Annotated in this window: 19 protein-coding genes; 9 read left to right on the forward strand and 10 right to left on the reverse strand. The window is 50.4% G+C overall.

Annotation, left to right across the window (positions count from 1 at the left end; translation table 11 throughout):
• Window position 1: 1 nt before the first annotated feature.
• The 5 genes from EOE65_RS10770 (at window position 2) to EOE65_RS10790 (ending at window position 6,501) form a co-directional block, all read left to right on the forward strand.
• Window positions 2-1,111 carry a dihydrolipoamide acetyltransferase family protein gene (locus EOE65_RS10770; RefSeq protein ID WP_127694318.1) on the forward strand — a complete coding sequence of 370 codons (1,110 nt, stop codon included), beginning with the start codon at window positions 2-4 and terminating at the stop codon, window positions 1,109-1,111.
• 180 nt (window positions 1,112-1,291) lie between these two features.
• Entirely contained in the window at window positions 1,292-3,214 is a 1,923-nt protein-coding gene (locus tag EOE65_RS10775; protein WP_127694319.1) for a PrkA family serine protein kinase, read from the forward strand.
• 28 nt (window positions 3,215-3,242) lie between these two features.
• Window positions 3,243-4,532 carry a YeaH/YhbH family protein gene (locus EOE65_RS10780; RefSeq protein WP_127694320.1) on the forward strand — a complete coding sequence of 430 codons (1,290 nt, stop codon included), beginning with the start codon at window positions 3,243-3,245 and terminating at the stop codon, window positions 4,530-4,532.
• Window positions 4,529-6,046, forward strand: coding sequence for a SpoVR family protein (locus EOE65_RS10785; protein WP_127694321.1), 1,518 nt, complete (start codon window positions 4,529-4,531; stop codon window positions 6,044-6,046). The genes EOE65_RS10780 and EOE65_RS10785 overlap by 4 nt, the downstream gene beginning before the upstream one ends.
• Window positions 6,047-6,132: 86 nt before the next feature.
• Window positions 6,133-6,501, forward strand: coding sequence for a histidine triad nucleotide-binding protein (locus EOE65_RS10790; protein WP_127694322.1), 369 nt, complete (start codon window positions 6,133-6,135; stop codon window positions 6,499-6,501).
• 242 nt (window positions 6,502-6,743) lie between these two features.
• Here EOE65_RS10790 and EOE65_RS10795 read toward each other — a convergent pair whose 3' ends face one another.
• Window positions 6,744-7,343: a LysE/ArgO family amino acid transporter gene (locus EOE65_RS10795; RefSeq protein WP_127694323.1), complete on the reverse strand. Its 600-nt coding sequence runs from the start codon at window positions 7,341-7,343 to the stop codon at window positions 6,744-6,746.
• 86 nt (window positions 7,344-7,429) lie between these two features.
• On the opposite strand from EOE65_RS10795, the gene EOE65_RS10800 reads away from it, so the two are divergent.
• From EOE65_RS10800 to EOE65_RS10815, 4 genes are all read left to right on the forward strand, one after another.
• A complete protein-coding gene (locus EOE65_RS10800) occupies window positions 7,430-8,323 on the forward strand; it encodes a LysR family transcriptional regulator ArgP (RefSeq protein ID WP_127694324.1) in 894 nt (297 codons plus the stop codon).
• Window positions 8,324-8,469: 146 nt separating this feature from the next.
• Entirely contained in the window at window positions 8,470-9,405 is a 936-nt protein-coding gene (locus EOE65_RS10805) for a bifunctional enoyl-CoA hydratase/phosphate acetyltransferase (RefSeq protein ID WP_127694325.1), read from the forward strand.
• 18 nt (window positions 9,406-9,423) lie between these two features.
• A complete protein-coding gene (locus EOE65_RS10810; RefSeq protein WP_127694326.1) occupies window positions 9,424-10,611 on the forward strand; it encodes an acetate/propionate family kinase in 1,188 nt (395 codons plus the stop codon).
• A 220-nt stretch (window positions 10,612-10,831) separates the two neighbouring features.
• Window positions 10,832-11,794, forward strand: a complete 963-nt coding sequence (locus EOE65_RS10815) for a sensor domain-containing diguanylate cyclase (protein WP_127694327.1) — start codon at window positions 10,832-10,834, stop codon at window positions 11,792-11,794.
• A 26-nt stretch (window positions 11,795-11,820) separates the two neighbouring features.
• Here the strand turns inward: EOE65_RS10815 and EOE65_RS10820 are convergent, their stop codons facing one another.
• From EOE65_RS10820 to cysM, 9 genes are all read right to left on the reverse strand, one after another.
• Entirely contained in the window at window positions 11,821-12,468 is a 648-nt protein-coding gene (locus EOE65_RS10820; protein WP_127694328.1) for an SGNH/GDSL hydrolase family protein, read from the reverse strand.
• A 143-nt stretch (window positions 12,469-12,611) separates the two neighbouring features.
• Window positions 12,612-13,343: a 23S rRNA (guanosine(2251)-2'-O)-methyltransferase RlmB gene (rlmB, locus tag EOE65_RS10825; protein ID WP_127694329.1), complete on the reverse strand. Its 732-nt coding sequence runs from the start codon at window positions 13,341-13,343 to the stop codon at window positions 12,612-12,614.
• On the reverse strand, window positions 13,343-14,365 hold the full coding sequence (gene hemH, locus EOE65_RS10830; RefSeq protein WP_127694330.1) for a ferrochelatase: 1,023 nt from the start codon (window positions 14,363-14,365) through the stop codon (window positions 13,343-13,345). Before hemH ends, rlmB begins: the two co-directional genes overlap by 1 nt.
• 153 nt (window positions 14,366-14,518) lie before the next feature.
• Complete coding sequence (adk, locus tag EOE65_RS10835; RefSeq protein ID WP_127694331.1) at window positions 14,519-15,172, reverse strand: adenylate kinase; 654 nt, start codon at window positions 15,170-15,172, stop codon at window positions 14,519-14,521.
• Window positions 15,173-15,474: 302 nt separating this feature from the next.
• Window positions 15,475-18,081, reverse strand: a complete 2,607-nt coding sequence (gene ppc / locus EOE65_RS10840) for a phosphoenolpyruvate carboxylase (RefSeq protein ID WP_127694332.1) — start codon at window positions 18,079-18,081, stop codon at window positions 15,475-15,477.
• A gap of 132 nt (window positions 18,082-18,213) precedes the next feature.
• Window positions 18,214-18,591: a hypothetical protein gene (locus EOE65_RS10845; RefSeq protein ID WP_127694333.1), complete on the reverse strand. Its 378-nt coding sequence runs from the start codon at window positions 18,589-18,591 to the stop codon at window positions 18,214-18,216.
• A 2-nt stretch (window positions 18,592-18,593) separates the two neighbouring features.
• Complete coding sequence (mazG, locus tag EOE65_RS10850; RefSeq protein ID WP_127694334.1) at window positions 18,594-19,406, reverse strand: nucleoside triphosphate pyrophosphohydrolase; 813 nt, start codon at window positions 19,404-19,406, stop codon at window positions 18,594-18,596.
• Window positions 19,403-21,676 carry a GTP diphosphokinase gene (gene relA, locus EOE65_RS10855; RefSeq protein ID WP_127694335.1) on the reverse strand — a complete coding sequence of 758 codons (2,274 nt, stop codon included), beginning with the start codon at window positions 21,674-21,676 and terminating at the stop codon, window positions 19,403-19,405. Before relA ends, mazG begins: the two co-directional genes overlap by 4 nt.
• Window positions 21,677-21,917: 241 nt before the next feature.
• A complete protein-coding gene (gene cysM / locus EOE65_RS10860; protein ID WP_127694336.1) occupies window positions 21,918-22,817 on the reverse strand; it encodes a cysteine synthase CysM in 900 nt (299 codons plus the stop codon).
• Window positions 22,818-22,939: the final 122 nt, after the last annotated feature.

Raw genomic sequence — 22,939 nt, forward strand, 5'->3', positions numbered from 1 at the left:
TATGAAATACTTCAAACTACCCGATTTAGGCGAAGGGCTTCCCGAAGCTGAAATTGTTGAGTGGCACGTAAAAGCGGGCGATAGCGTCTCTGTTGATCAGCTCTTGGTGTCCGTGGAAACCGCAAAAGCGGTGGTGGATGTACCCTCTCCTGTAGATGGAGTGATCGCTCACCTCTTTGGTGCCGAAGGGGACTCAATCCATACCGGTGAGCCTCTGGTGGAGTTTGTCAGCGACGCTGACGATGATACCGGTACGGTGGTCGGCACGCTGTCGCAGGCTGAACAAACCGGTGAAGATCACTTTATTATCGGTGCATCCCCAAGTACCCGCGCGCACCAACAGCAGCGCACAACGCCCGCTGTGCGAGCCTTAGCCCAGCGACTTGCAATTGACTTAGACACCCTGCAAGGGACAGGCCCCAGCGGTGTGGTAACCATGTCTGATCTTGAGCAGGCATCGCGCCTTAACAGCCAGTTTGGTGTTCCCCAAAAACTCAAAGGGGTGCGCAAGCAGATGGCTATCAATATGGCGGCATCTCATGAGCAAGTAGTGCCCGTATCCCTATTCGATGACGCTGATATCTCTGAATGGCCAGACAATACAGATATCACGATGCGCTTGATCCAAGCGCTTGCTCACGCCTGTACAGAGGTGCCGCTGCTTAACAGTTGGTTTGACGGCCAGCAACTCGCGCTACGCCAGCACGACAGTGTCGATCTAGGGGTTGCCGTCGATACCGAAAAAGGGCTTTTCGTACCGGTACTGCGTGATATCGGCAAACGCAGCGAAGAGGATCTTAGAGAGGGTTTAAACCGGCTCCGCGCTGACGTTGAGGCCCGCACGATCCCACCCAAAGAGCTGCAGGGGGCAACGATTACGCTCTCTAACTTCGGAACATTAGCTGGCCGCTATGCGACCCCGATCATTGTTCCACCGCAAGTGGCCATCATTGGTGCCGGAGTCATCCGAAAAGCACCGGTGGTGCGTAACGAGAATATCACTGCAGGTCGAATCTTGCCGGTCTCACTCACGTTTGATCATCGCGTGGCCACAGGCGGCGAAGCAGCACGTTTCTTGAAAGCTTTTATCCACCACTTAGAGGGTGTTTAGCCAAGCACTGAACCACCCTCTTTGCTAGGTATCTAATAAGTTAAGTTAATAAAAACTGGACATTTTTTATTCAATTGATAGGAAGACAGGGAAAAACCTGAACTACACTGAACATACTCGGCGAAAGAGATAATACGTGTCACACCATTAAAAGTTCGCCGCAGCAAGAGGGTAAATGCCATGAGTATTTTTGAGCACTACAAGTCGCGCTACTCCTCAACCGCACAAGAAGAGATGTCTCTTGATGAGTACCTCGAAATCTGTAAGAACGATCCTATGGCTTACGCGAGTTCCGCCGAGCGTATGCTCAAAGCGATCGGAGAACCTGAACTTGTCGACACCTCCCGCGATCCTCGCCTAAGCCGAATTTTTGCCAACAAAGTGATCAAACGTTATCCCGCGTTTGATGAATTTTACGGCACAGAAGAAGCGATCGAAAACGTCGTATCCTACTTTCGCCACGCCGCCCAAGGTCTTGAAGAGCGCAAGCAGATTCTTTACCTACTCGGCCCAGTGGGGGGTGGTAAATCATCGCTAGCCGAGCGCTTGAAACACCTGATGGAAAAGATCCCCTTTTATGCCATCAAAGGCTCGCCTGTCTTTGAATCTCCGCTTGGGTTATTTGATCCAGAAGAGGATGGTGACATCCTTGAGCAGGAGTACAAGATTCCAAAACGTTACCTCAAGGGCATTATGTCCCCTTGGGCCGTTAAGCGCTTGAACGAGTATGGTGGAGATATCTCTAAATTCCGGGTCGTTAAACTGTACCCGTCTATTTTAAATCAGACCGGCATCGCGAAAACGGAGCCGGGCGATGAGAACAACCAAGATATCTCGAGCCTTGTGGGTAAAGTGGATATCCGTAAGTTGGAAGAGTATCCACAACACGACCCTGATGCCTACAGCTTCTCGGGCGCGCTCTGCCGTGCTAACCAAGGCTTGATGGAGTTCGTCGAGATGTTTAAAGCGCCGATCAAGGTGCTTCACCCACTCTTGACCGCTACGCAAGAAGGCAACTACAACAGCACCGAAGGCATGGGTGCTATCCCTTACGACGGTATTATCTTGGCCCACTCGAATGAATCTGAGTGGCAGTCATTTAAGAACAACAAAACCAACGAAGCCTTTATCGACCGGGTTTACATCGTCAAGGTACCTTACTGTGCACGGGTTTCCGAAGAGATCAAAATCTACGAGAAACTGCTGGAAAACAGCTCCCTGCGCGAGGCACCGTGTGCTCCCGATACGCTCAATATGCTCGCACAGTTCTCAATTTTGTCGCGCTTGAAAGACCCAGAGAACTCAAATCTCTACTCCAAAATGCGCGTTTACAACGGCGAGAACTTAAAAGACACCGACCCTAAAGCCAAATCGATGCAAGAGTACAAGGATATGGCAGGCGTCGATGAAGGTATGACCGGACTATCCACCCGTTTCGCCTTCAAGATCCTTTCTAAGGTCTTCAACTTCGACCCCTCCGAGGTGGCCGCGAACCCTGTGCATTTGATGTATGTACTGGAGCGAGAGATCGAACAACAGCAGTTCCCGCAAGAGGTGCAGGATAAATACGTTGCGTTTATCAAAGAGTACATCGCGCCTAAGTACATTGAGCTGCTCGGTAAAGAGATTCAAACCGCTTATCTTGAGTCATATTCTGAGTATGGCCAAAACGTGTTTGACCGCTACGTCACCTATGCAGACTTCTGGATTCAAGACCAAGAGTATCGCGATCCAGAAACCGGCGATATTTTGGATCGTCAGGCGATCAACGATGAGCTTGAGAAGATCGAAAAACCGGCAGGCATTAGCAACCCGAAAGACTTCCGTCATGAGATCGTCAACTTCGTCCTACGCGCCCGCGCTAACAACGATGGAAAAAACCCGTCGTGGATGAGTTACGAGAAGATGCGTACCGTTATCGAGAAGAAGATGTTCTCGAACACCGAAGATTTGCTACCGGTTATCTCCTTCAATGCTAAAGCATCGTCTGAAGAGCAGAACAAACACGGCGAATTTGTGAAGCGCATGATCGAAAGAGGATATACCGAGAAGCAAGTTCGCTTGCTGTCTGAGTGGTATATCCGTGTGCGCAAGTCGCAGTAGCAGCCGCTGACTGATAAGGAGACCGAGCATGAGTTACATCATTGATCGGCGTCTCAACGGCAAGAAGAAAAGCACTGTGAATCGACAGCGCTTTCTTCGCCGTTACAAAAAGCAGATTAAGCGCGCCGTCGAAGACGCTATAAAAAATCGCTCCATTCAAGATATGGATCGCGGCAGTGAAATTACGATCCCTCGTAAGGACACTTCAGAGCCGTTCTTCCACCATGGTGCAGGCGGCCAGCAAACGCGCATCTACCCTGGGAACAAGGAGTTCACAACGGGCGACGAGTTTGATCGCCCGCAAGGAGGTGGCGGTGGTGGCGGCTCGGGTCAAGGCCAAGCCAGTAATCAAGGCGGAGGCGAAGATGACTTCACCTTCACCATTGATCAAGAGGAGTTTCTGGACTTTATGTTTGAAGATCTTGAGCTGCCTTACTTGGTTAAGAAGCAACTCAAGGATTCAACGCAGTTTGAATTACGCCGTGCCGGTTTTACCCAAACCGGCTCACCCGACAAGCTCAATGTGGTGCGTTCGTTACGTGCGGCTCATGCCCGCCGTATTGCGCTGGGCGGAAGCCATAAAGCAGAGGTGCGAGAACTTCGAAAACAGCTTTGGGCGCTGGAGTCCGAAGCTCCCTCTGATGAGAACAAACTGCAAATAGAAGCGCTTAAAGAGCAGATTAAAACGCTGACACAGAACCAAAAGAAGATCCCGTTTATTGACGACTTTGACCTGCGCTTTAACAACACAGTAAGGGTCCCAACCCCATCCAGCAAAGCCGTAATGTTCTGCCTGATGGATGTATCTGGGTCGATGACGCAGACCATCAAAGAGATCGCAAAGCGCTTTTTTATTCTCCTCTATATGTTTTTAAACCGAAACTACAAACATATTGAAGTGGTGTTTATTCGCCATCACACCCACGCTAAAGAGGTGGACGAGCAAGAATTTTTCTACTCTCGGGAGACTGGCGGCACCATCGTTTCCAGTGCGCTAGAGCTGGCAGCTGAAGTGCTTGAGGAGCGCTACCCAAACAATGATTGGAATGTATATGTGGCGCAGGCGTCTGATGGGGATAACTGGGAAGGCGACTCGCAACGTTGCTCTGAACTGCTGATCAAACGCATCCTACCGCTGGTTCAGTACTACGCATACGTGGAAATCACCAACGGTCCGCACCAAAACCTATGGGACGAGTACGAGGCCATCCACGAGCGTTTTCCTGATCAGTTTGCTATGCAACATATTGAAGACGTATCGGACATCTACCCGGTATTCCGCAAGCTCTTTGAGCGTAAAACGGAGGGGGCAGCATGAAAAAAAACAAACCGATTTCAACGGGGGCCGAGTGGACGTTTGAGCTCGTCGAGCGTTACGACCGTGAGATTGGCCGCGTTGCTGCAGAGTTTGGTTTAGATACCTACCCAAACCAAATCGAGATCATTACATCAGAGCAGATGATGGACGCATACGCCTCGGTTGGTATGCCCCTGAACTACCATCACTGGTCCTATGGTAAGCAGTTTGTCGAAACAGAACAGCGCTATCGACGCGGCCAAATGGGTCTGGCGTATGAGATCGTCATTAATTCCGATCCCTGTATCTCCTATCTAATGGAGGAGAACACCATGACGATGCAAGCGTTAGTGATCGCGCATGCATGTTATGGACATAACTCGTTTTTCAAAGGCAACTACCTTTTCCGCACCTGGACGGATGCATCAGCCATTATCGACTATTTAGTGTTTGCCAAAAGCTACATCGCTAAATGCGAAGAGCGCCATGGTGTTGAAGAGGTCGAGGCTATTCTCGACTCCTGCCATGCGTTGATGAACTACGGTGTGAACCGCTATCAGCGCCCCAAACCACTAACCGCGGAAGAGGAAAAGGAACGCTTACGCGCGCGCGAAGAGTATAACCAGCGTCATATCAACATGCTGTGGAACACAATTCCGCGTAAAGAGAACGCCGACCAAGCCGAGGAGCAACCCCGCTTCCCAGCAGAACCGGAAGAAAATATCCTCTACTTTATCGAGAAAAATGCTCCGCTCTTAGAACCTTGGCAGCGTGAGATCGTACGTATCGTGCGCAAAGTCTCACAGTACTTTTATCCACAGAAGCAAACTCAAGTCATGAATGAAGGCTGGGCTTGTTTTTGGCACTACACGCTACTGCACCAGCTTTTTGATGAGGGCCTCGTAACTGATGGCTTTATGATGGAGTTTCTGCACTCTCACACGAGCGTAGTGTACCAACCAAGCTTCGACAGCCCTTACTTCTCGGGCATCAACCCGTACACGTTGGGCTATCACATGATGCAAGATATCAAGCGCATCTGCGAGTCACCTACCGCTGAAGACCGAGATTGGTTTCCCGAGTGGGCTGGCTCACCTTGGCAAGAGGTGTTAGACAACGCGATGCGGAACTATAAAGACGAGAGCTTTATCCAACAGTTTTTGTCACCACGCCTTATCAGAGAGTTAAAGCTCTTTTCAATTTTTGATGATTCTGACAAACCCACCCTCAAGGTTAATGCGATTCACGACGAAGGGGGTTACAAAAAGATTCGTGAAGACCTTGCTGCGCAATACAATCTCGGTAACCGTGAGCCAAATATCCAAGTCTATAACGTCGATGTACGTGGTAACCGCTCACTCACTCTGCGCCACTTTATGCACAATAATCGCCCACTTGGCGACGAAACTGACGAGGTCATGAAGCATATACACAGGCTTTGGGGATTCGATGTACATCTTGAATCTGTCACCCCAGATAATAGTGTGATCGAAACGTTCCACTGTCCTGCTCGCAGCTCGCTCGTCCTCGAGTGAGCTGTCGTTTTTTCAGTCTGTCTAGTTGAGTGAGCGGATTAGCTATCGCTATACTGCCGAAAACAACACTAAAACGAGACAAGACCATGGATTGCCTTTTTTGTAAAATTATCGACAAGCAGATTCCCGCCGAGATCGTTTATGAGGACGATCTCGTGCTCGCTTTTAAGGACATCTCTCCACAAGCACCGTTCCACGCACTCGTTATCCCTAAAAAGCACATCGCAACGCTAAATGACATCGCCGAAGAGGATCGGGCTGTCGTTGGTCATATGGTGATAGTGGCAGGCAAAATTGCCAATGAGCAAGGGTTTGCCGAAGCAGGCTATCGAACGGTATTTAACTGCAACCAAGATGGCGGCCAAACGGTCTATCATATCCATCTGCATGTATTAGGCGGCAAAGCGATGGGCTGGCCACCTTATCAAGAGACGCTAAAGCAGCCGATCAACTAGCTAAAAGGATGCGAGGCAGATAGCGCAAAAATTGTTCAGTAGGTCTTCATACTAAAATCGCTAATATACGCCTGCCCTTGCAAAATGTTTGCTCCTCAAGCTGCAAGAGCGTGCAGTGGCAGTTTGGTAGAGGCGCTGTGGTCATACCGCAATCAGCACAAATCGCCTTGTTAGACAAACTGACATGAAGTCCTTAACTTTTCCTTTGCATCCTTATATTGCCCACCTCGTGTGGGCATTTTTTATCCTGTGATTAACAGAGCAGCTATTGTCCACATGACAAGCGCCACAAACAGCTCAACCCAGCGCCAATTCTTAGCCTGCCCAAGCCAACGTGATGCAAACTGCGCTGTCAGTGTTAATAAAATGAACCAGCTGACCGATGCAGCCATCGCTCCAAACCAGAAACCCATCCGCGCAGCACCTTCAAACTGGTTGCCAATTGAGCCAATCAGTACAACGGTATCTAGATAGACGTGGGGGTTTAGCAAGCTCACCGCCAACGTGGTTAATAGCGCCGTACGTAGATCTTGGGTCGCTTGCCCAGCAACCAGCGCGCTAGGATTTAAAAAGGCCTTAAATGCCCCCCAACCATACCAAGCAAGAAACAGCGCGCCGCCGAAGCGAAGCAGGTCAACTAACGCTGGCCACGCCTGAATCAAAGCGCCAGCACCTAAGATGCCAGCACTAATCAGAACCATATCAATGACAATACATACCGTGGCCACTGGCCAGTGATTCTGGCGTTTTACACCCTGCGCCAAAACAAACGCATTTTGCGCACCAATCGCCATGATGAGCGCTCCCGCCGTTAGATAACCTTGAAGTAAGTAGCTTGTCATGATCTCTCCTCATCTGTTGGCAGCATGATGTGGGAACGCTAAAATTAAATCTATTTAATAATTTTTATATTTAATTAATTTGTCTAATGATCGATAACAAACAACTTCAAGCCTTGGTCGCTGTACACAAAACGGGAAGCTTTGAGAAAGCTGCCGAGCAGCTCAGTGTAACGCAGTCGGCGGTATCCCAACGTATCAAGCAGCTAGAGGAGCGCATGGGCCGAGCTCTGCTGGTTCGTACCTCGCCCGTCACTCCGACACAGGCAGGCTTTAGACTGATCACACACCACCAACGAATCAGCCTGCTAGAGCATGAACTGCTGGCAGAATTAGAGCCTGATACGGCACGTGACACACCCAAACCCATCGCGATCGGTATCAATGCCGACTCGATCGCCACGTGGTTTCTTGATGCAATACAGCCGTTTATCCGTGCCAATAACATTGTTCTGGAAGTCAAAGTGGACGATCAAGATAACACCCACGAACTGTTGCGTAATGGTGAAGTTGTTGCCTGCGTCACTTCCAATGCAACACCAGTACAAGGTTGCCATGCCATCCCACTCGGTTTAATGCGCTACCGTATGCTCGCCTCTCCCGCGCTCAAGCACGTGTTCGAACAACATCAGGATTGGCAACAGCTCCCGATCGTAGAGTTCAACCGCAAGGACCAGCTACAGAAGCAATACCTGAAGCAGTTTTATAACACGCAGCCCAATGAGCAGCTGACCCACCGTATCCCCTCCTCAGAGGGCTTCGTTGAGTATATCCACCGTGGCTTTGCAGCCGGAATGATCCCGGATGAGCAATCCAGCGCGCTCTTAGCCACAGGAGAGCTGGTCGATCTAGCGCCGGGCAACTATCTCGATATTCCACTGTATTGGCACGTGTGGAGCCTCAAGTCGACATTGATGAAATCCCTTACTGACATAATTGTGATACATACAGAGGCTATACTACCTCCACAGAAGATCAGCTAGGTGACAGCTCCAAGGCATATCGCAGGCAAGCTTCGGGGTTCGTGACATGGATCAGTTCAATAACTGCGTGGCTCTCTATAATTCCACTATCGACTTTAGTCCAATATTTATAGACCCGTTTGCAACAACCAGAAGGTAGTAGCACCATGATTTTGAAGGATAAGCCTCCCGTTCATAACCAGCTCGAGTTTTTCATCGAACAAGCCGAAAAAGCCCGCCCCATTCGCACAGTCGTTGTTCACCCTGTGGATCACAATGGCTTGATGGGTGCGATTGAAGCTGCCGAACACGGCCTTATCGATCCTATTCTGGTCGGGCCAGAAGCTAAGATTCGCGCTGCGGCTGAGCGTGATGGCCTAAATATTGAGCCTTACACCCTGATCGACGTAGAACATAGCCATGCAGCGGCCGAAAAAGCGTGTGAGCTTGCAAGGCTGTCGGAAGCTGAAGCGATCATGAAAGGTGATTTGGGTAGCTCAGAACTTATTAGCGCTGTGATCCATAAAACCAAGGGCATTCGCTCTGACCGCCGCTTGAGTCATGTTTTCGTCTTTGATGTACCCAACTACCACAAGCCTCTTGTGATTACGGATGCAGCGATCAACGTCGTACCTGATTTAATGACCAAGCGCGATATCGTCCAAAACGCGATCGACTTCTGCCGCGCGCTCGGCATTGCCGCCCCGAAAGTTGCGCTACTCGCTGCGGTTGAGAAGGTAAAAGCCTATATGCCTAGTACGATCGACGCAGCCTGTCTGTGTAAAATGGCCGACCGCGGCCAGATTAAAAACGGCATTCTTGATGGCCCGCTCGCCTTCGATAACGCGATCTCTCTACAAGCGGCTATCGATAAACATATCGAATCAGAAGTGTCTGGGGATGCAGATATCTTGCTCGCACCGGACCTTGAAGCCGCAAACATGATCGCTAAGCAGTTGATCTACCTCGCCGATGCAAAATCTGCCGGCATTGCGGTCGGTGCACGTGTGCCAATTATTTTGACCAGTCGTGCTGAAACACCGCTTGGCCGCCTAGCGTCCTGTGCGCTGGCATCACATATGGTTCACCACCCCGTCTCTTAAGGATAGGTAGATAGAGTTATGCAAACGGTACTGACCATCAATGGCGGCTCATCGAGCTTAAAGTGCGCGCTGTTCAAAACGGAGCATCACCAAGAGTCGCCCATCTACCAATTCAAACTGGGCAATATCCTTGATACGCCACGAATCAGCGTTGCCGATGGTGAAGGTAATAAACTCACTCCACCAAAAGCCGACTTTAGCAATATCCCACAAGATAAGCGCCATGCTGCAGCGCTAAAAGTCGTCTTAGACTGGCTCTGCGAGCAAGCTCCACACCTTAAACTGACAGCCTTTGGTCACCGTGTAGTCCACGGGGGCGAGCGCTTTAGTGAGCCCGCGCGGGTCGACACAGCGCTGCTTGATGCGTTGGAGAAGTTTGTCCCGCTCGCGCCGTTGCATCAGCCATTTAACCTACTGCTGATTAGGGCCTGCCAAGAGCTCGCGCCTGAACTCCCGCAGATTGCCTGTTTCGATACCATGTTTCATGTGGGCCAACCCAGCGTTGAGCGCCACTATGCATTGCCACGCCACTTAACCGAGGCCGGTATTCAGCGCTATGGTTTTCACGGGCTATCCTACGAATTTATCCGCAAGTCACTGGCCACCCTTTCAGCGCAAGCATTAACCGCAAAAACGGTGATCTGCCATCTCGGCGCAGGTGCTAGCATGTGTGCAATGAGTGCTGGTAAAAGCGTTGCTTCCACCATGGGATTCACAGCCGTCGACGGACTGCCCATGGGCAGCCGCTGCGGCAATATTGATCCTGGGGTGATTTTACACCTGCAACAACACCTTGGTATGTCACTCAAAGAGGTGGAGCGCCTGATATACAAAGAGAGCGGCTGGCTGGGCGTTTCTGGCATCTCATCGGATATGCTCTCGCTGCATCAAGCCGACAGCCCTGCCGCTGAGGAAGCGATCGAGATGTTTACCTACCGTGCTGCGCTTGAAGTGGGCCGTTTAGCAGCAGCCATGGGTGGTATCGAGCAGCTCGTCTTTACTGGAGGAGTTGGCGAGAATGATGCAGATGTTCGCCGCCGCATTATGGCGCGTTGCGAATGGCTAGGCTTGAGTTGGAGCGCAGCAGCCAATCAAAGCAATAGCAGTGTCATTAGCGAGCCCACCAGCACGATCATGGTCCGTGTTATTCCTACCAATGAAGAAGCGATGATTGCACATCACGTTGTTGATGTGATTGGCGACTAAGGTTGAGCGCGCAGGCAGGTTTTTGCTTGCGCGCCGACTAACCGGATCAAGAGGCAGCCTGCCCAACACAATGTGACCTACGCTTCACGACACCAGCGAAATTCTGCTCGCAACCCACTGCCCTGTGCCTATCTAGTGATCACAGCTAGCGAACCCGACCGTTAACGCTATACTTTGCTTAGTAGTCGAAGAACAATTTAGTCGCTATAAGGATACTAAAATGATAAGTACAACGCAGTGTGTCCTTAAAAACAAACATTTAGAGTTAGATTTAGAAAGCTGGCAAGATGTCGTTAACATGATGGCCAGCATCTACAACGCCGCCAGTGCTGACATTGTCCAGCTAAGAGATGAGCAGTTTAACGTTGTTGCTAGCAGTAATAACGCTGACAACTTCTTAAGTGTGGACTACAGTTGGCCTTGGAATATGCATAGCTTCTGCCGACGAATGGTTGAGATTAAAGATGCCCTTTATGTCTCAAACGCCAAACAGTCAGCTGAGTGGTGCGATACGCCGCCTGTCGCTGAAGGGCCTGTGCGCTCCTATCTCGGCTTTCCACTCTATTGGCCTAACGGAGAGGTTTTCGGCTCTATCTGCGTTATCGACACCAAACCCACCAACTACCCAGAAAACTTTGTCACCCTGTTAAGCCAGTTGAAAAAGCTCATCGAGGCCAACTTAAGGCACGCTGATGATATGGCAAAACTCAAGCATACCGCGCTTCATGACCCATTAACGGGCTGCGGAAATCGAATACGTATGGCGGAGCGCTTAAAAAATCAGATTGCCAGGTTTGAGCGGCATAACACCCCTTTCTCCCTGATCGCCGTCGACCTAAATAAGTTCAAGCCCGTTAATGATCAGTATGGTCATCATGTTGGTGATATAGTGCTTCACACTATCGCTAACCGCTTACAAGCCTGTATTCGAAAAACAGACCTACTCATCAGAACAGGGGGTGACGAGTTTCTGATTATATTCTCAGACAAAGTATCGCCAGCCCAGGTTATCGCCAACCTTAGCGCAGAAACTGAGCGCGTCATCGACTGTGAAGGAATAGCAATACATATGACTGCAAGTTTCGGCCATGCTAGCTTCCCTGAGGATGGCACATCTGCCGACACACTGGTTAAGTCTGTTGATAAAAGGATGTACCAGAGCAAAAATCGTCTCTCTGGTTAATTCCATTTAAAGAAGAGAATTACCGGCTAATGCTGCTCAACAACTAGTCGCTCAACGCATTCAACCAAAGCATTACCGACCGTCGCGTGCTGATCTTCGTCAAGATGGATACCATCGACACGGCTTGATGCGGTTACCTGTCCCATATCAAAAAATGCTAAACCACGATCTTCAGCCACCTGCCGCAGAGCATCGCTTAAACCAGAGCTTTTCTCTTTTGCCCCTAGAAATTTGTCTTTAACAGGCCCTTTTGGCTCACTCATTGGTGGCGGAGCCACCAGCAGAATGGGAGGCACTGGCATACCCGGTTCAATGGGTGCGGACTTAATAATATCTAAGAGTTTCACAATGCCTTGAGCAGATGACCAAGCGTTATTGCTGTGCATCATCTGGAAGTCATTGGTACCCAAAACCACGATGACCAACGACAGCGGCGCATTAATCTCCATGACTTGCGCAAGCCCCTCTGATCCATCGCGCCCCTCTTTATAAGGATCACTGAAGACAGTGCGGCGACCATTCAGGCAATTTTCAATCACTCGCACATCGTGACCTTTTTGAATAAGGCAGCCCTCAAGTACCCCCGGCCAACGCTGTGCAAAGGAAAAGCGCTGGCGCGTACCAGGGATAATCCCCCAAGAAAGAGAATCGCCGTAAACTAAAATTTGCTGCACATAAACCTCCTGAATCCGAGCGGGAGTTAAGAAAGCCAATAATAACGTTATGATTAAACGAAAACAGCGAATACAGATAGCGCTCCAACTCATTAAAAAGAAGGCTAACAAAGGGAAATGGGAGACCAGCCTCCCACTGTCTTCTAGCTGCGCTGCCGTACTGCCTCAAACAAGCAAATGCCAGTGGCTACGGATACGTTAAGACTGCTCACCTCACCTGCCATGGGTATCTTGACGAGAAAATCACACGCTTCGCGCGTCAATCGGCGCATACCTTTTCCCTCAGCCCCCATCACCAAAGCCATTGGACCCGTGAGGTTAGCTTGATACACCGCTTCACTGGCTTCGCCTGCTGTACCGGTAATCCAAATACCCCGCTTCTGAAACTCGCCTAAGGTACGCGCTAGGTTTGTAACTTGCACATAGGGCACTACTTCAGCAGCACCACACGCGACTTTGGAAACCGTTGCATTTAAAGGTGCAGACTTGTCCTTGGCAGCGATCACCGCATGGACTCCAGCAGCATCGGCTGTTCGCAAACATGCGCCTAAATTATGGGGATCAGTCACACCATCTAAAACCAGCAAGAAGACTGGCTCTTCAAGTGAGTCAAGCAAGCGATCTAAAAAGCGCTCATCTTTGGCTTTCATCGGCGTACAGATAGCAACAACACCTTGATGCACCCCACCACCAGCAAGCTCATCCAGCTCTTGGCGTGTCGCTCGCTGAAGCGTCAGCTTGCCAGCTTTTTCTAACAGCGCGCTCAAACGCTCATCTTCTCGTCCTTTGAGCAATACTATTTTTTGTATGCGCGCAGCATCATACTTCAGCACGGTGCTGACCGCATGAAAACCAAAAACGACTTCGTTTGCCATTAACTCTTCTCGCTATGTACTTGACCGACCCAATCGCCAGCGTGTTCGTGCACCAATGTGCGTAATAAGTGAATAAATGCTGGAGAGCTATTTAAAGCGGGAATGTATCGATAGGTTTGGCCGCCCGCGCCTTCAAACTCTTCGCGGTTCTCCTCCGCAATCTCTTCCAACGTTTCTAAACAGTCTGCAGTAAAGGCAGGACAGATAACATCAACCGATTGCGTGCCGCTTTTAGCCAGCTTTTGTAATGTTTTGTCCGTGTAAGGTTGTAGCCACTCTTTAGGCCCAAAACGCGACTGGAAAGTCGAGATCCAAACATCGTCACCCAGGCCGAGTTTTTCAGTCACTAGAGCAGAGGTTGCATGGCAGTGTTCTGGATACGGGTCACCTTTATCGGCGTACTCTTTGGGGATGCCATGATAGGAGATCACCAACTTATCGGTTACACCATGTAGCTCCCGGTGTTCAGCAATACTTTGCGCCAACGCTTCAATATACAAAGGATGATCGTAAAAGGCGTTAACCAAACGAATATCCAACACGTAACGCTGTGCTAGCTGAAACTGCGCCACTTGGTCATAGATAGGAGCGGTTGTCGTCGCGGAATATTGTGGGTACATCGGCACCACCAACACTCGCCGATAGCCATGCTCTTTAAGCTCTTCAAGCCGATCTTTAAGGCCCGGAGTACCGTAGGTCATCGCCGAGAAAACAGTAATGCTGTTGCCACCCTCTTGATCCAGCGCCAACTGAAGATCACGTACCTGATCATCCAGTATTTTACGCATAGGAGAATCATCTTCCCAAATGCTCTGATATAGCTTCGCTACTTTGCGCGGCCGCAAGTTGAGGATGATACCGTTCAGTACTGCCAGCCAGAAGAGACGTTTTACGCACTTTCCTTCGACAACCCGTTGGTCGGAAAGAAACTCCTTAAGATACCGCTTTACCGAAACAGCATCCGGTTTATCCGGTGTTCCTAGATTAACGAGCACCACTGCCGTCTTCTTCTGTTCTGCCATTGTGTTATTCACTTTTCCTTTAAACCCCTATTATCCCGAAGACGAGCCTAAAAACCCAGCCAACAGGCGTCCGATTCTAATACGCGCGCGACATAAAAACCGATTTCGGGCATAAAAAAAGCCGCTAATGCGGCTTTTTTCTTAGGGTGGTTTTTACGCCAGACCTTCAAACACCTTGTTGCGGATATCGTCTACAGTGCCAACACCAGCTACGTAAACATATTTTGGCGCTGTTGTGGCGTCTTCTGTTTTCCAGCCTTTGTAGTAATCGATCAATGGTGCAGTTTGATCGTGGTAGACTTTCAAACGACCGCGCACGATATCTTCTTTGTCATCATCGCGCTGTACTAACTCTTCACCGGTTACGTCGTCTTTACCCTCTTCTTTTGGTGGGTTAAAAACAACGTGATATGTACGCCCAGATGCAGGGTGCACACGGCGGCCGCTCATACGCTTGATGATCTCTTCATCAGCAACATCGATTTCAACAACGGCATCAATCGCAACGCCCGCTTCTTTCAATGCATCTGCTTGTGGAATTGTACGAGGGAACCCATCGAACAGGAAACCATTCGCGCAATCAGCTTCAGCGATACGCTCTTTTACCAAGCCGATGATAATCTCATCAGAGACAAGTTCGCCGGCATCCATAACCGCTTTCGCCTTAACACCCAATGGGGTACCCGCTTTCACCGCCGCACGCAGCATATCGCCTGTAGAGATCTGAGGGATGCTGTACTTTTCAGTAATGTACTGCGCTTGAGTGCCCTTACCCGCGCCTGGAGCGCCAAGAAGAATAATACGCATTAAGGATGACTCCTGAGTTATCTTTTATAAGTGGTTAAAATTGGGTTGTGTCCGTCGATACGCAGGGATGAAGCGTTGCTCGTGCAGCCTCGTGTGCGAAAACACCATTATGCCTTGAACCATACTGGGGAGGCCTGATGTCGACAATTCGACGTTAGAACTAACACACTGATGAGAAAAATGGCGCTAAAGTGCACCATTGTTGTCAGCAATATGCTCGCCGCATCAAATACGGCCGACCGAGGTTAAGCTAAACAGGAGTGAAGCTCAACCCCGATCGAGAAGCGAATAAGACTTTACTGCTAACCGGTATTGCGCATCCCGGCGGAAATGCCCGCCATCGTGACCATCAACGCCTGCTCTAAGCGCTGATCCGGTTGGTTGCGATCACGGTGGAGCAGCTCCGCTTGCAGGAAGTGTAATGGGTCGATATATGGGTTACGTACTTCAATCGACTGGCGAATATTTGGGTGAGCATTAAGTAGTTGTTGCTGATCTTTGATCTTCAACACCATCTCAATCGCCGAATCACGCCTTGCACGTAAACTGGACCCTAGCACTTTAAGCTCTTCAGATACCAAGCGCGACTCGTAGTACGCCGAGATACTGGTATCTGTCTTAGCCAGCACCATTTCTAGCATATCCACATAGGATGCAAAGAACGGCCATTGGCTGTACATCTCTTGTAGTAGCGCCAACTTGTTCTGCGCCGCAGCGCCTTGGAGGGCTGTATCTGAACCAAGCCAAGCAGGTAGCATAAGGCGAATCTGAGTCCACGCGAATATCCAAGGTATCGCCCGCAAACTCTCAACGCCACCACTGGCTTTTCGTTTAGCCGGGCGTGAGCCCAATGGTAGCTTCGTCAACTCTTGCTCGGGCGTCACTGCGCGGAAATAAGGCACGAATTGGGGGTCCTCACGCACAATCCCACGATACGACTGAAGTCCCGCAGCGGCTAATGTATCCATGGCGTCACGCCAATGATCAAGCGGTGCAGGTGCTGGCGCTAGTGATGCTTTCAATACAGCACCGGCGTATAGCTCTAAGCTGCGTACTGCAAGGTCTGGTATACCAAACTTAAAGCGAATCATTTCACCTTGTTCAGTCACCCGAATGCTGCGATCAACCGAGCCTGGAGGCTGAGCCAGAATAGCCGTGTGGCTTGGACCGCCACCACGCCCGACGGTCCCGCCGCGGCCATGAAACAGCGTCAAACGCGTTTGATGTTGCTGGCAAAGCGCAGTCAGTGCCTCTTGAGCCCGATACTGCCCCCAAACCGCTGCTAGCTGCCCCGCATCTTTGGAAGAGTCAGAATATCCGATCATGACCTCCTGATGCCCTTGGGTATATTGCTTGTACCACGGGAGCGATAACAATGAGTCGATGCACGACCGCGCGTTATCCAAATCAGCGAGGGTCTCGAATAGGGGCACCACGCGCATGTTGTGGGTGATACCCATCTCTTTGAGTAGCAAAATAACACTCAAGACATCTGAAGGCTGCCCTGCCATGGAGATAACATATGACCCCAATGAAGCGGGGTCTGCTTGTGCGACTACGCGGCAAGTATCAAGCACCTCCTGCACATCATCGGAAGGTGTCCAGTGATGAGGGATCAGTGGCCGCTGCGATTGCAGTTCTTTGATCAGAAACGCTTGGCGCCCCTCTTCTGTCCACGCACTGTAGGAGCCCAGCCCATAAAACTGTGAGAGCTCCTCAAACACCTGCGCATGGCGGTCGGAGCTCTGGCGAATATCCAACTTAGTCAACGTCACACCAAAACATGCGACACGCCGGATGGTATCCTCCAATGGGCCTTCGGCGATAATATCCATCCCGCAATCGAGTAGCGACTGATGGCACAACAGCAACGGCTCAAGCAGTTGCTCACTCGAAGAGATCGGGCACTGCGTATCATGCGGTTGCTGATTTAAATCCGCCTCTAACCAACGCTGAGTTGCCTTTAGTTGATCACGCAGTTCCCCTAAAATCGCTCGATATGGCTCCGCTTCATCACCCACGCGATCACGTAGGGCAGCACTGCATTGATGCATCGAGAGCTCTGCCCGTAAAGCATCAATATCACGCAGATACAGGTCCGCAGCCATCCAACGGGATAGGTTCAACACCTCTCGCGTAATGGTGGAGGTTACGTTTGGATTCCCATCACGATCCCCTCCCATCCACGATGAGAACCTCACAGGAGCGCAATGCAATGGCAGCGGCTGCTTGAGTAACGCCCGTGTTTGGCTATCAAGATGCTTAAGGAATTTCGGCACCGCCTCCCACAGAGAGTTTTCAATAACGGTAAAACCCCACTTAGCCTCATCCAGTGGCGTAGGACGGATCTTACGAATCTCGTTGGTATGCCACACTTGGCTGATCAGTTCCTGCAAACGATGATATTGGGACTCGTCTCGGTCCAGTGCGCGCAGGCAATCAGTGATCGCGTCGTACTTTTGAATGAGCGTACGCCGGTTAACTTCTGTGGGGTGGGCTGTTAAGACAAGGTCCACATCCATCTGGACCAGAGTATTAATTATCTGCTCGCTAGGGATCCCTTGTGCCAACAACTGCTTTACGAGCTGCGCATAGGATTCATCACTATCCAAGTTACAAAACTCAGTATGCTGACGTGCTTTATGATGCTCTTCTGCGATATTGGCGAGATTAAGAAACTGCGTAAAGGCTCTGGCTACGGGTAGCACCTCGTCCTCGCTCAGGCTACTCAATGCAGCTAACAACTCAGAATGGTCAGAATCTGTATCAGAGCGCCCTGATTTAGATAGCTGGCGGATGGACTCAATACGGTCTAAAAAATCTTGGCCACGATGCTTGGCGATGGTTTGCCCCAAGCACTCACCTAACATCCGTACGTTGTCGCGAAGTTCCTCGTGCAGATCACTCATTACTTAGCTCCTTTAAGGATTTGCAGACCTTACAGAGCATAAGTAGTTTTTGTGCTGCGCACAAATCAAGATTATATGAAGAGAAAGGTGGGGGTAATGCGGCTAGGCCCACCCAGCCGCATAAAGAGCGCCTTAGCGTGCCATCGCTTTAGTCAAGCGCTCATGCGCATCACGCGCCAATGCTTCGTTCTCGAAACCAACCGGTTGAATTTTCCCCATAGACGGCGGCAAGTTGATCTCAACACGGAAGTTGCTCTCAACCTGCGTGCCCAAGTCATACTTCACTTCCGCAGACGCAATGCTTGTCAGTGGAAAAACGATATAATCGTTTGGTCCCACAACAGCAAACTGCTTCTTAGTGTTATCAATCACCAAGCGCGGGTTGCCGCGCAGGTCTTCCGACACTACAAAGCCAGATGCTTTTAGCTCTTTTAACTGCTGCTGGCTCTTTTGCCAGTTCCAATAACCCAGCCCTGCAAAGAGCGCAATTAAGCATAGTATCAGTGTCACTTTCATAACCCTTGCTGTTTAGCCTCGTCCCAAAATTTATCTAACTCTTCGAGACTATAGCTATCCCAGCCTTTACCTGAACTTGCTACCTGTTGCTCTATGTAATGAAAGCGGCGCTCAAATTTCTGATTGGTTGAGCGCAGTGCTGTTTCTGATTTAACACCCGCATGGCGTGCCAAGTTCACTTGCGCAAACAGCAGGTCTCCCATCTCATCCAAAATGGCTTCAGGTTTACCTGCGTGGATCGCCTCGCGTAACTCAGCGATCTCCTCTTCAATCTTATCCAGCACTTGCAAGGCTTGCGGCCAGTCGAACCCGACTTGAGCAGCGCGTTTCTGAAGTTTTTCAGCACGGGTTAGCGCTGGCAGCCCAAGCGGCACATCATCTAATACCCCTAAACTGGCTTTTTCTTGGCGCTCTTCTCGCTTGATCGCTTCCCAGTTTGCATTGATCTGCTCATCGCTCAAGATCACGGTACCCGGAGGGGTGCGCAGCTCGCCATCGGGGAAGACATGGGGGTGACGCCGAACCAGCTTCCTGACCAGTTGGTCAACAACGGAGCTAAAGTCAAACGATTGCTGCTCTTTACCGAGCTGGGCATAGAAGATCACCTGAAACAAAAGGTCGCCCAGTTCATCTTCAAGATGCGGCCAATCGCGGCGCTCTATCGCATCCGCGACTTCGTAAGCCTCTTCAAGGGTGTGCGGCACAATCGATGCAAAATCTTGCTTGAGATCCCACGGGCATCCGTGCTCGGGATCGCGCAAACGCTGCATCAGATAGAGCAGATCCTCGACTGAATACGGCTGACTCATGATTTAAATCCACTGCGTTGACGATGCACGTCTAGGACATTCGGAATCTGGTTAACTTTATCCATAATACGGCCTAACAGCTCAAGCCGAGAGACCTCAATCGTCAGCGACAGGTGCGCCATGCTACTTGTCTTATCTGTTACCGTATTGGCCGATATGATGTTCAGGTTCTCATTTGCCATCACCATCATCACATCACGTAGCAGGCCTGAACGGTCATACGCTTCGATGCTAATATCCACAGGGTATGTGGTTTCGCTCTCGCCACCCCAATCTACCGCTACAATACGCTGAGGCTCATTGTCACGCAGCGTTGCTAAGTTAGAGCAATCCTCGCGGTGAATCGATACGCCGCGCCCTTGCGTGATAAAACCAGCGATGGGATCACCAGGAACTGGCTTACAGCAGCTCGCCATCGTGGTGAGGACGTTTCCGACCCCAAGGATACGAATATCACTATCCTCAGTGCTTGCCGTTCTGCGGCTAGATGAGGAAGCCAGCGCCAAATCAAGCTGCTCATCTTGCTCAGGCGCATCCACTTGGCGCTGAGCTGCGTTGAGGAACTGTGATAAACGAATATCACCCGCACCCAAAGCAGCAAAGGCATCATTGATATTTTGGTAGTTCAGCTCTTTAGCAACCCGTGCAAGATCAAGCTCACGAATATCGATTGCTAGACGCAAGAACTCCTTCTCGACAATATGTCGGCCGGCATCTTCATTCTTATCGCGATCCTGGAACTTAAACCAGTGGGCAATCTTCGCGCGCGCTCGTGATGTCGTCACGTAGCTCAAGTTGGCATTGAGCCAATCGCGGCGCGGCATCGCCTCTTTCGAGGTTAAGATCTCCACTTGATCACCGGTTTTCAAAGGCCGGTTCAGCTGTACAATCCGGCCATTAACCTTCGCACCACGGCAGCGATGCCCAATTTCAGTGTGCACTCGATAAGCAAAGTCCACCGGAGTCGCACCCAATGGCATATCAACCACATGTCCATCTGGGGTAAAGACATATAGCCGGTCTTGAACAACGTCACCGCGTAGCATTTCACCAAATGCTTCTGACTCGCCCAAGTCCTCATGCCACTCAAGCACCTGACGCAACCAAGCAATTTTATCCTCATAGGCGTCGCTCTTAGAGCGCGTATCCGTACCCTTATAGAGATGGTGGGCACATACGCCAAGCTCCGCCTCTTCGTGCATATCGAATGTGCGAACTTGCACTTCAAGTACTTTCCCTTCTGGGCCAAAAACAGCGGTATGCAGTGAACGGTAGCCGTTTGGCTTAGGGGATGCGATGTAGTCATCGAACTCGTAAGGAATGTTTCTCCAGTGTCCGTGAATGATGCCTAATGCGGTGTAGCAATCGCGAATTTCGGGCACCAATATACGGACAGCACGCACATCGTACACTTGCGCGAAGTCGATGTTTTTCCGCTGCATTTTGCGCCAAATGCTATAGATGTGCTTAGCGCGGCCACTAACATCGGCTTCGATACTTTGTGCTTTTAGCTCACGCTGCAATACCTCAACGACCTGATCGATATATTGCTGACGGTCGATACGCTTCTCGTCGAGCAAGCTGGCAATGTGCTTGTAATCGTTAGGTTTCAAGTAGCGGAACGAGAGGTCTTCAAGCTCCCACTTGATATGACCAATACCGAGGCGATGAGCAAGCGGAGCATAAATATCGAACACTTCGCGTGCGACTAAGTAGCGCTTACGCCGCGATGCCTCTTTCACGCCACGAATAGCGCAGGTACGCTCAGCGATCTTAATCAGAGCAACGCGCACATCATCGATCATCGCCACCAGCATTTTCCGCACGGTGTCTATCTGCGGCGCACCCGTATTCAGTACGTCGTGCTCAGAACGAGGGTTAGCACGGCTACCAATAGCCGCCATCTGTAAAACACCCTCTATTAGAGAGCAGATTGTGTGCCCAAACTGGTTACGGACCGTATCAACTTTAAGCTTATCTTCGCGAACGCTACGATAAAGTATTGCAGCAACGATCGACTCTTGATCTTGCTGAAGTTCGGCCATGATCTGGGCCATCTCAAGGCCCGTCAAATAACTGCCGATGCTATTCTGTGACCAGGCATCTTCACTCGAATCGACTGAGTCATATACCTGCTTGGCTATTTCGCAGGCGTGACGCACCAGCTCAATATCTTCGATCTCAACTTGCTGCTGCAGACGCAGCAACCATAAATCCAGATCAACTGTGCCATCTTCGTGGACAGGATGATCTTCTCTTACCTTAACCATGGCTAACCGCCACTCCTCTGTATCCGACTGTGCTGCTCTGCTTGCCAATCACTATTATTATTTTTCTCGAGCGCTACCGGCACCGCGCCCTCCTGGCGCTGGATAAACTGTTCTACCGGTGCCGCTTATTCTAGTCGTTCTGACTGCCAAGCGCGAGCAAGTTCCCTTGAGCTAAAGGAAACTCGCAGCGAAGCTGGCTTAATTGATGTGAAATTTGAGAAGTAGACGATCTCTGTAATCGCTATGGGTTAAAGACGCCGGTAGAGAGATAACGATCACCGCGATCGCATATGATGCAGACAATCACCGCATTCTCAACCTCTTCGCTTAACCGTAAAGCTCCTGCCACTGAACCACCCGAAGAAACCCCACAAAAGATCCCTTCCTGCGTTGCTAATGTTCGCATTGTCGTCTCCGCGTCGTGTTGGTTAATATCCAATACGCGGTCGACGCGAGATGCTTCATAGATTTTAGGTAGATATTCTTCAGGCCAACGACGAATACCCGGAATTTGAGAACCATCTTCAGGCTGTAGCCCAACGATCGAGATGTCCGGGTTTTGCTCTTTCAGGAAGCGTGATGTGCCCATAATTGTCCCGGTTGTTCCCATCGAACTGACAAAATGCGTGATTTTTCCATCTGTTTGCTCCCAAATCTCTGGCCCGGTACCCACATAATGGGCCTCAGGGTTATCAAGATTGGAAAACTGATCAAGCACAACCCCTTCCCCGTTTGCGGCCATCTCTAACGCTAGGTCTCGAGCATACTCCATCCCCTGCTCTTGCGTCACAGTAACGAGTTCTGCGCCGTACGCAGTCATCGCAACCTTACGTTCCATGCTCATGTTATCCGGCATGATGAGAACCATGCGATAGCCTTTGATAGCTGCCGCCATCGCCAGCGCAATGCCAGTGTTGCCAGATGTAGCTTCAATTAAGGTGTCACTGGGTGTGATAGCGCCACGCAGCTCAGCACGCTCAATCATACTGAGTGCTGGCCGATCTTTGACGGAACCTGCGGGGTTGTTCCCCTCTAGCTTACATAGAATCGTGTTACCGCGCGTGTTCTCGCTGATGCGTTGCAGGCGAACTAGCGGCGTTTTTCCAACATAATCAGCGATGGTTGGAAAGTGCGTTTGCATAAGATGGCTCCGTCATAGTGACAAAACTAAATAGAATAAAAAAACCGGTATTTATTCCAACGAATAGGGCTTGGATCATAAGTAGTCACGCCGGTAGAGTCAATGTAAAAGCGAGCATAGCG

The organism is Neptunomonas marina (genome assembly GCF_004005935.1).
Classification (GTDB): Bacteria; Pseudomonadota; Gammaproteobacteria; order Pseudomonadales; family Balneatricaceae; genus Neptunomonas; species Neptunomonas marina.

What these genes read in the sequence shown, in the direction of transcription:
- EOE65_RS10770 (WP_127694318.1), top strand. Translation starts at nt 2, where the DNA reads ATGAAATACTTCAAACTACCCGATTTAGGCGAAGGGCTTCCCGAAGCT.
- EOE65_RS10775 (WP_127694319.1), top strand. Translation starts at nt 1,292, where the DNA reads ATGAGTATTTTTGAGCACTACAAGTCGCGCTACTCCTCAACCGCACAA.
- EOE65_RS10780 (WP_127694320.1), top strand. Translation starts at nt 3,243, where the DNA reads ATGAGTTACATCATTGATCGGCGTCTCAACGGCAAGAAGAAAAGCACT.
- EOE65_RS10785 (WP_127694321.1), top strand. Translation starts at nt 4,529, where the DNA reads ATGAAAAAAAACAAACCGATTTCAACGGGGGCCGAGTGGACGTTTGAG.
- EOE65_RS10790 (WP_127694322.1), top strand. Translation starts at nt 6,133, where the DNA reads ATGGATTGCCTTTTTTGTAAAATTATCGACAAGCAGATTCCCGCCGAG.
- EOE65_RS10795 (WP_127694323.1), bottom strand. Translation starts at nt 7,343, where the DNA reads ATGACAAGCTACTTACTTCAAGGTTATCTAACGGCGGGAGCGCTCATC.
- EOE65_RS10800 (WP_127694324.1), top strand. Translation starts at nt 7,430, where the DNA reads ATGATCGATAACAAACAACTTCAAGCCTTGGTCGCTGTACACAAAACG.
- EOE65_RS10805 (WP_127694325.1), top strand. Translation starts at nt 8,470, where the DNA reads ATGATTTTGAAGGATAAGCCTCCCGTTCATAACCAGCTCGAGTTTTTC.
- EOE65_RS10810 (WP_127694326.1), top strand. Translation starts at nt 9,424, where the DNA reads ATGCAAACGGTACTGACCATCAATGGCGGCTCATCGAGCTTAAAGTGC.
- EOE65_RS10815 (WP_127694327.1), top strand. Translation starts at nt 10,832, where the DNA reads ATGATAAGTACAACGCAGTGTGTCCTTAAAAACAAACATTTAGAGTTA.
- rlmB (WP_127694329.1), bottom strand. Translation starts at nt 13,343, where the DNA reads ATGGCAAACGAAGTCGTTTTTGGTTTTCATGCGGTCAGCACCGTGCTG.
- hemH (WP_127694330.1), bottom strand. Translation starts at nt 14,365, where the DNA reads ATGGCAGAACAGAAGAAGACGGCAGTGGTGCTCGTTAATCTAGGAACA.
- adk (WP_127694331.1), bottom strand. Translation starts at nt 15,172, where the DNA reads ATGCGTATTATTCTTCTTGGCGCTCCAGGCGCGGGTAAGGGCACTCAA.
- ppc (WP_127694332.1), bottom strand. Translation starts at nt 18,081, where the DNA reads ATGAGTGATCTGCACGAGGAACTTCGCGACAACGTACGGATGTTAGGT.
- mazG (WP_127694334.1), bottom strand. Translation starts at nt 19,406, where the DNA reads ATGAGTCAGCCGTATTCAGTCGAGGATCTGCTCTATCTGATGCAGCGT.
- relA (WP_127694335.1), bottom strand. Translation starts at nt 21,676, where the DNA reads ATGGTTAAGGTAAGAGAAGATCATCCTGTCCACGAAGATGGCACAGTT.
- cysM (WP_127694336.1), bottom strand. Translation starts at nt 22,817, where the DNA reads ATGCAAACGCACTTTCCAACCATCGCTGATTATGTTGGAAAAACGCCG.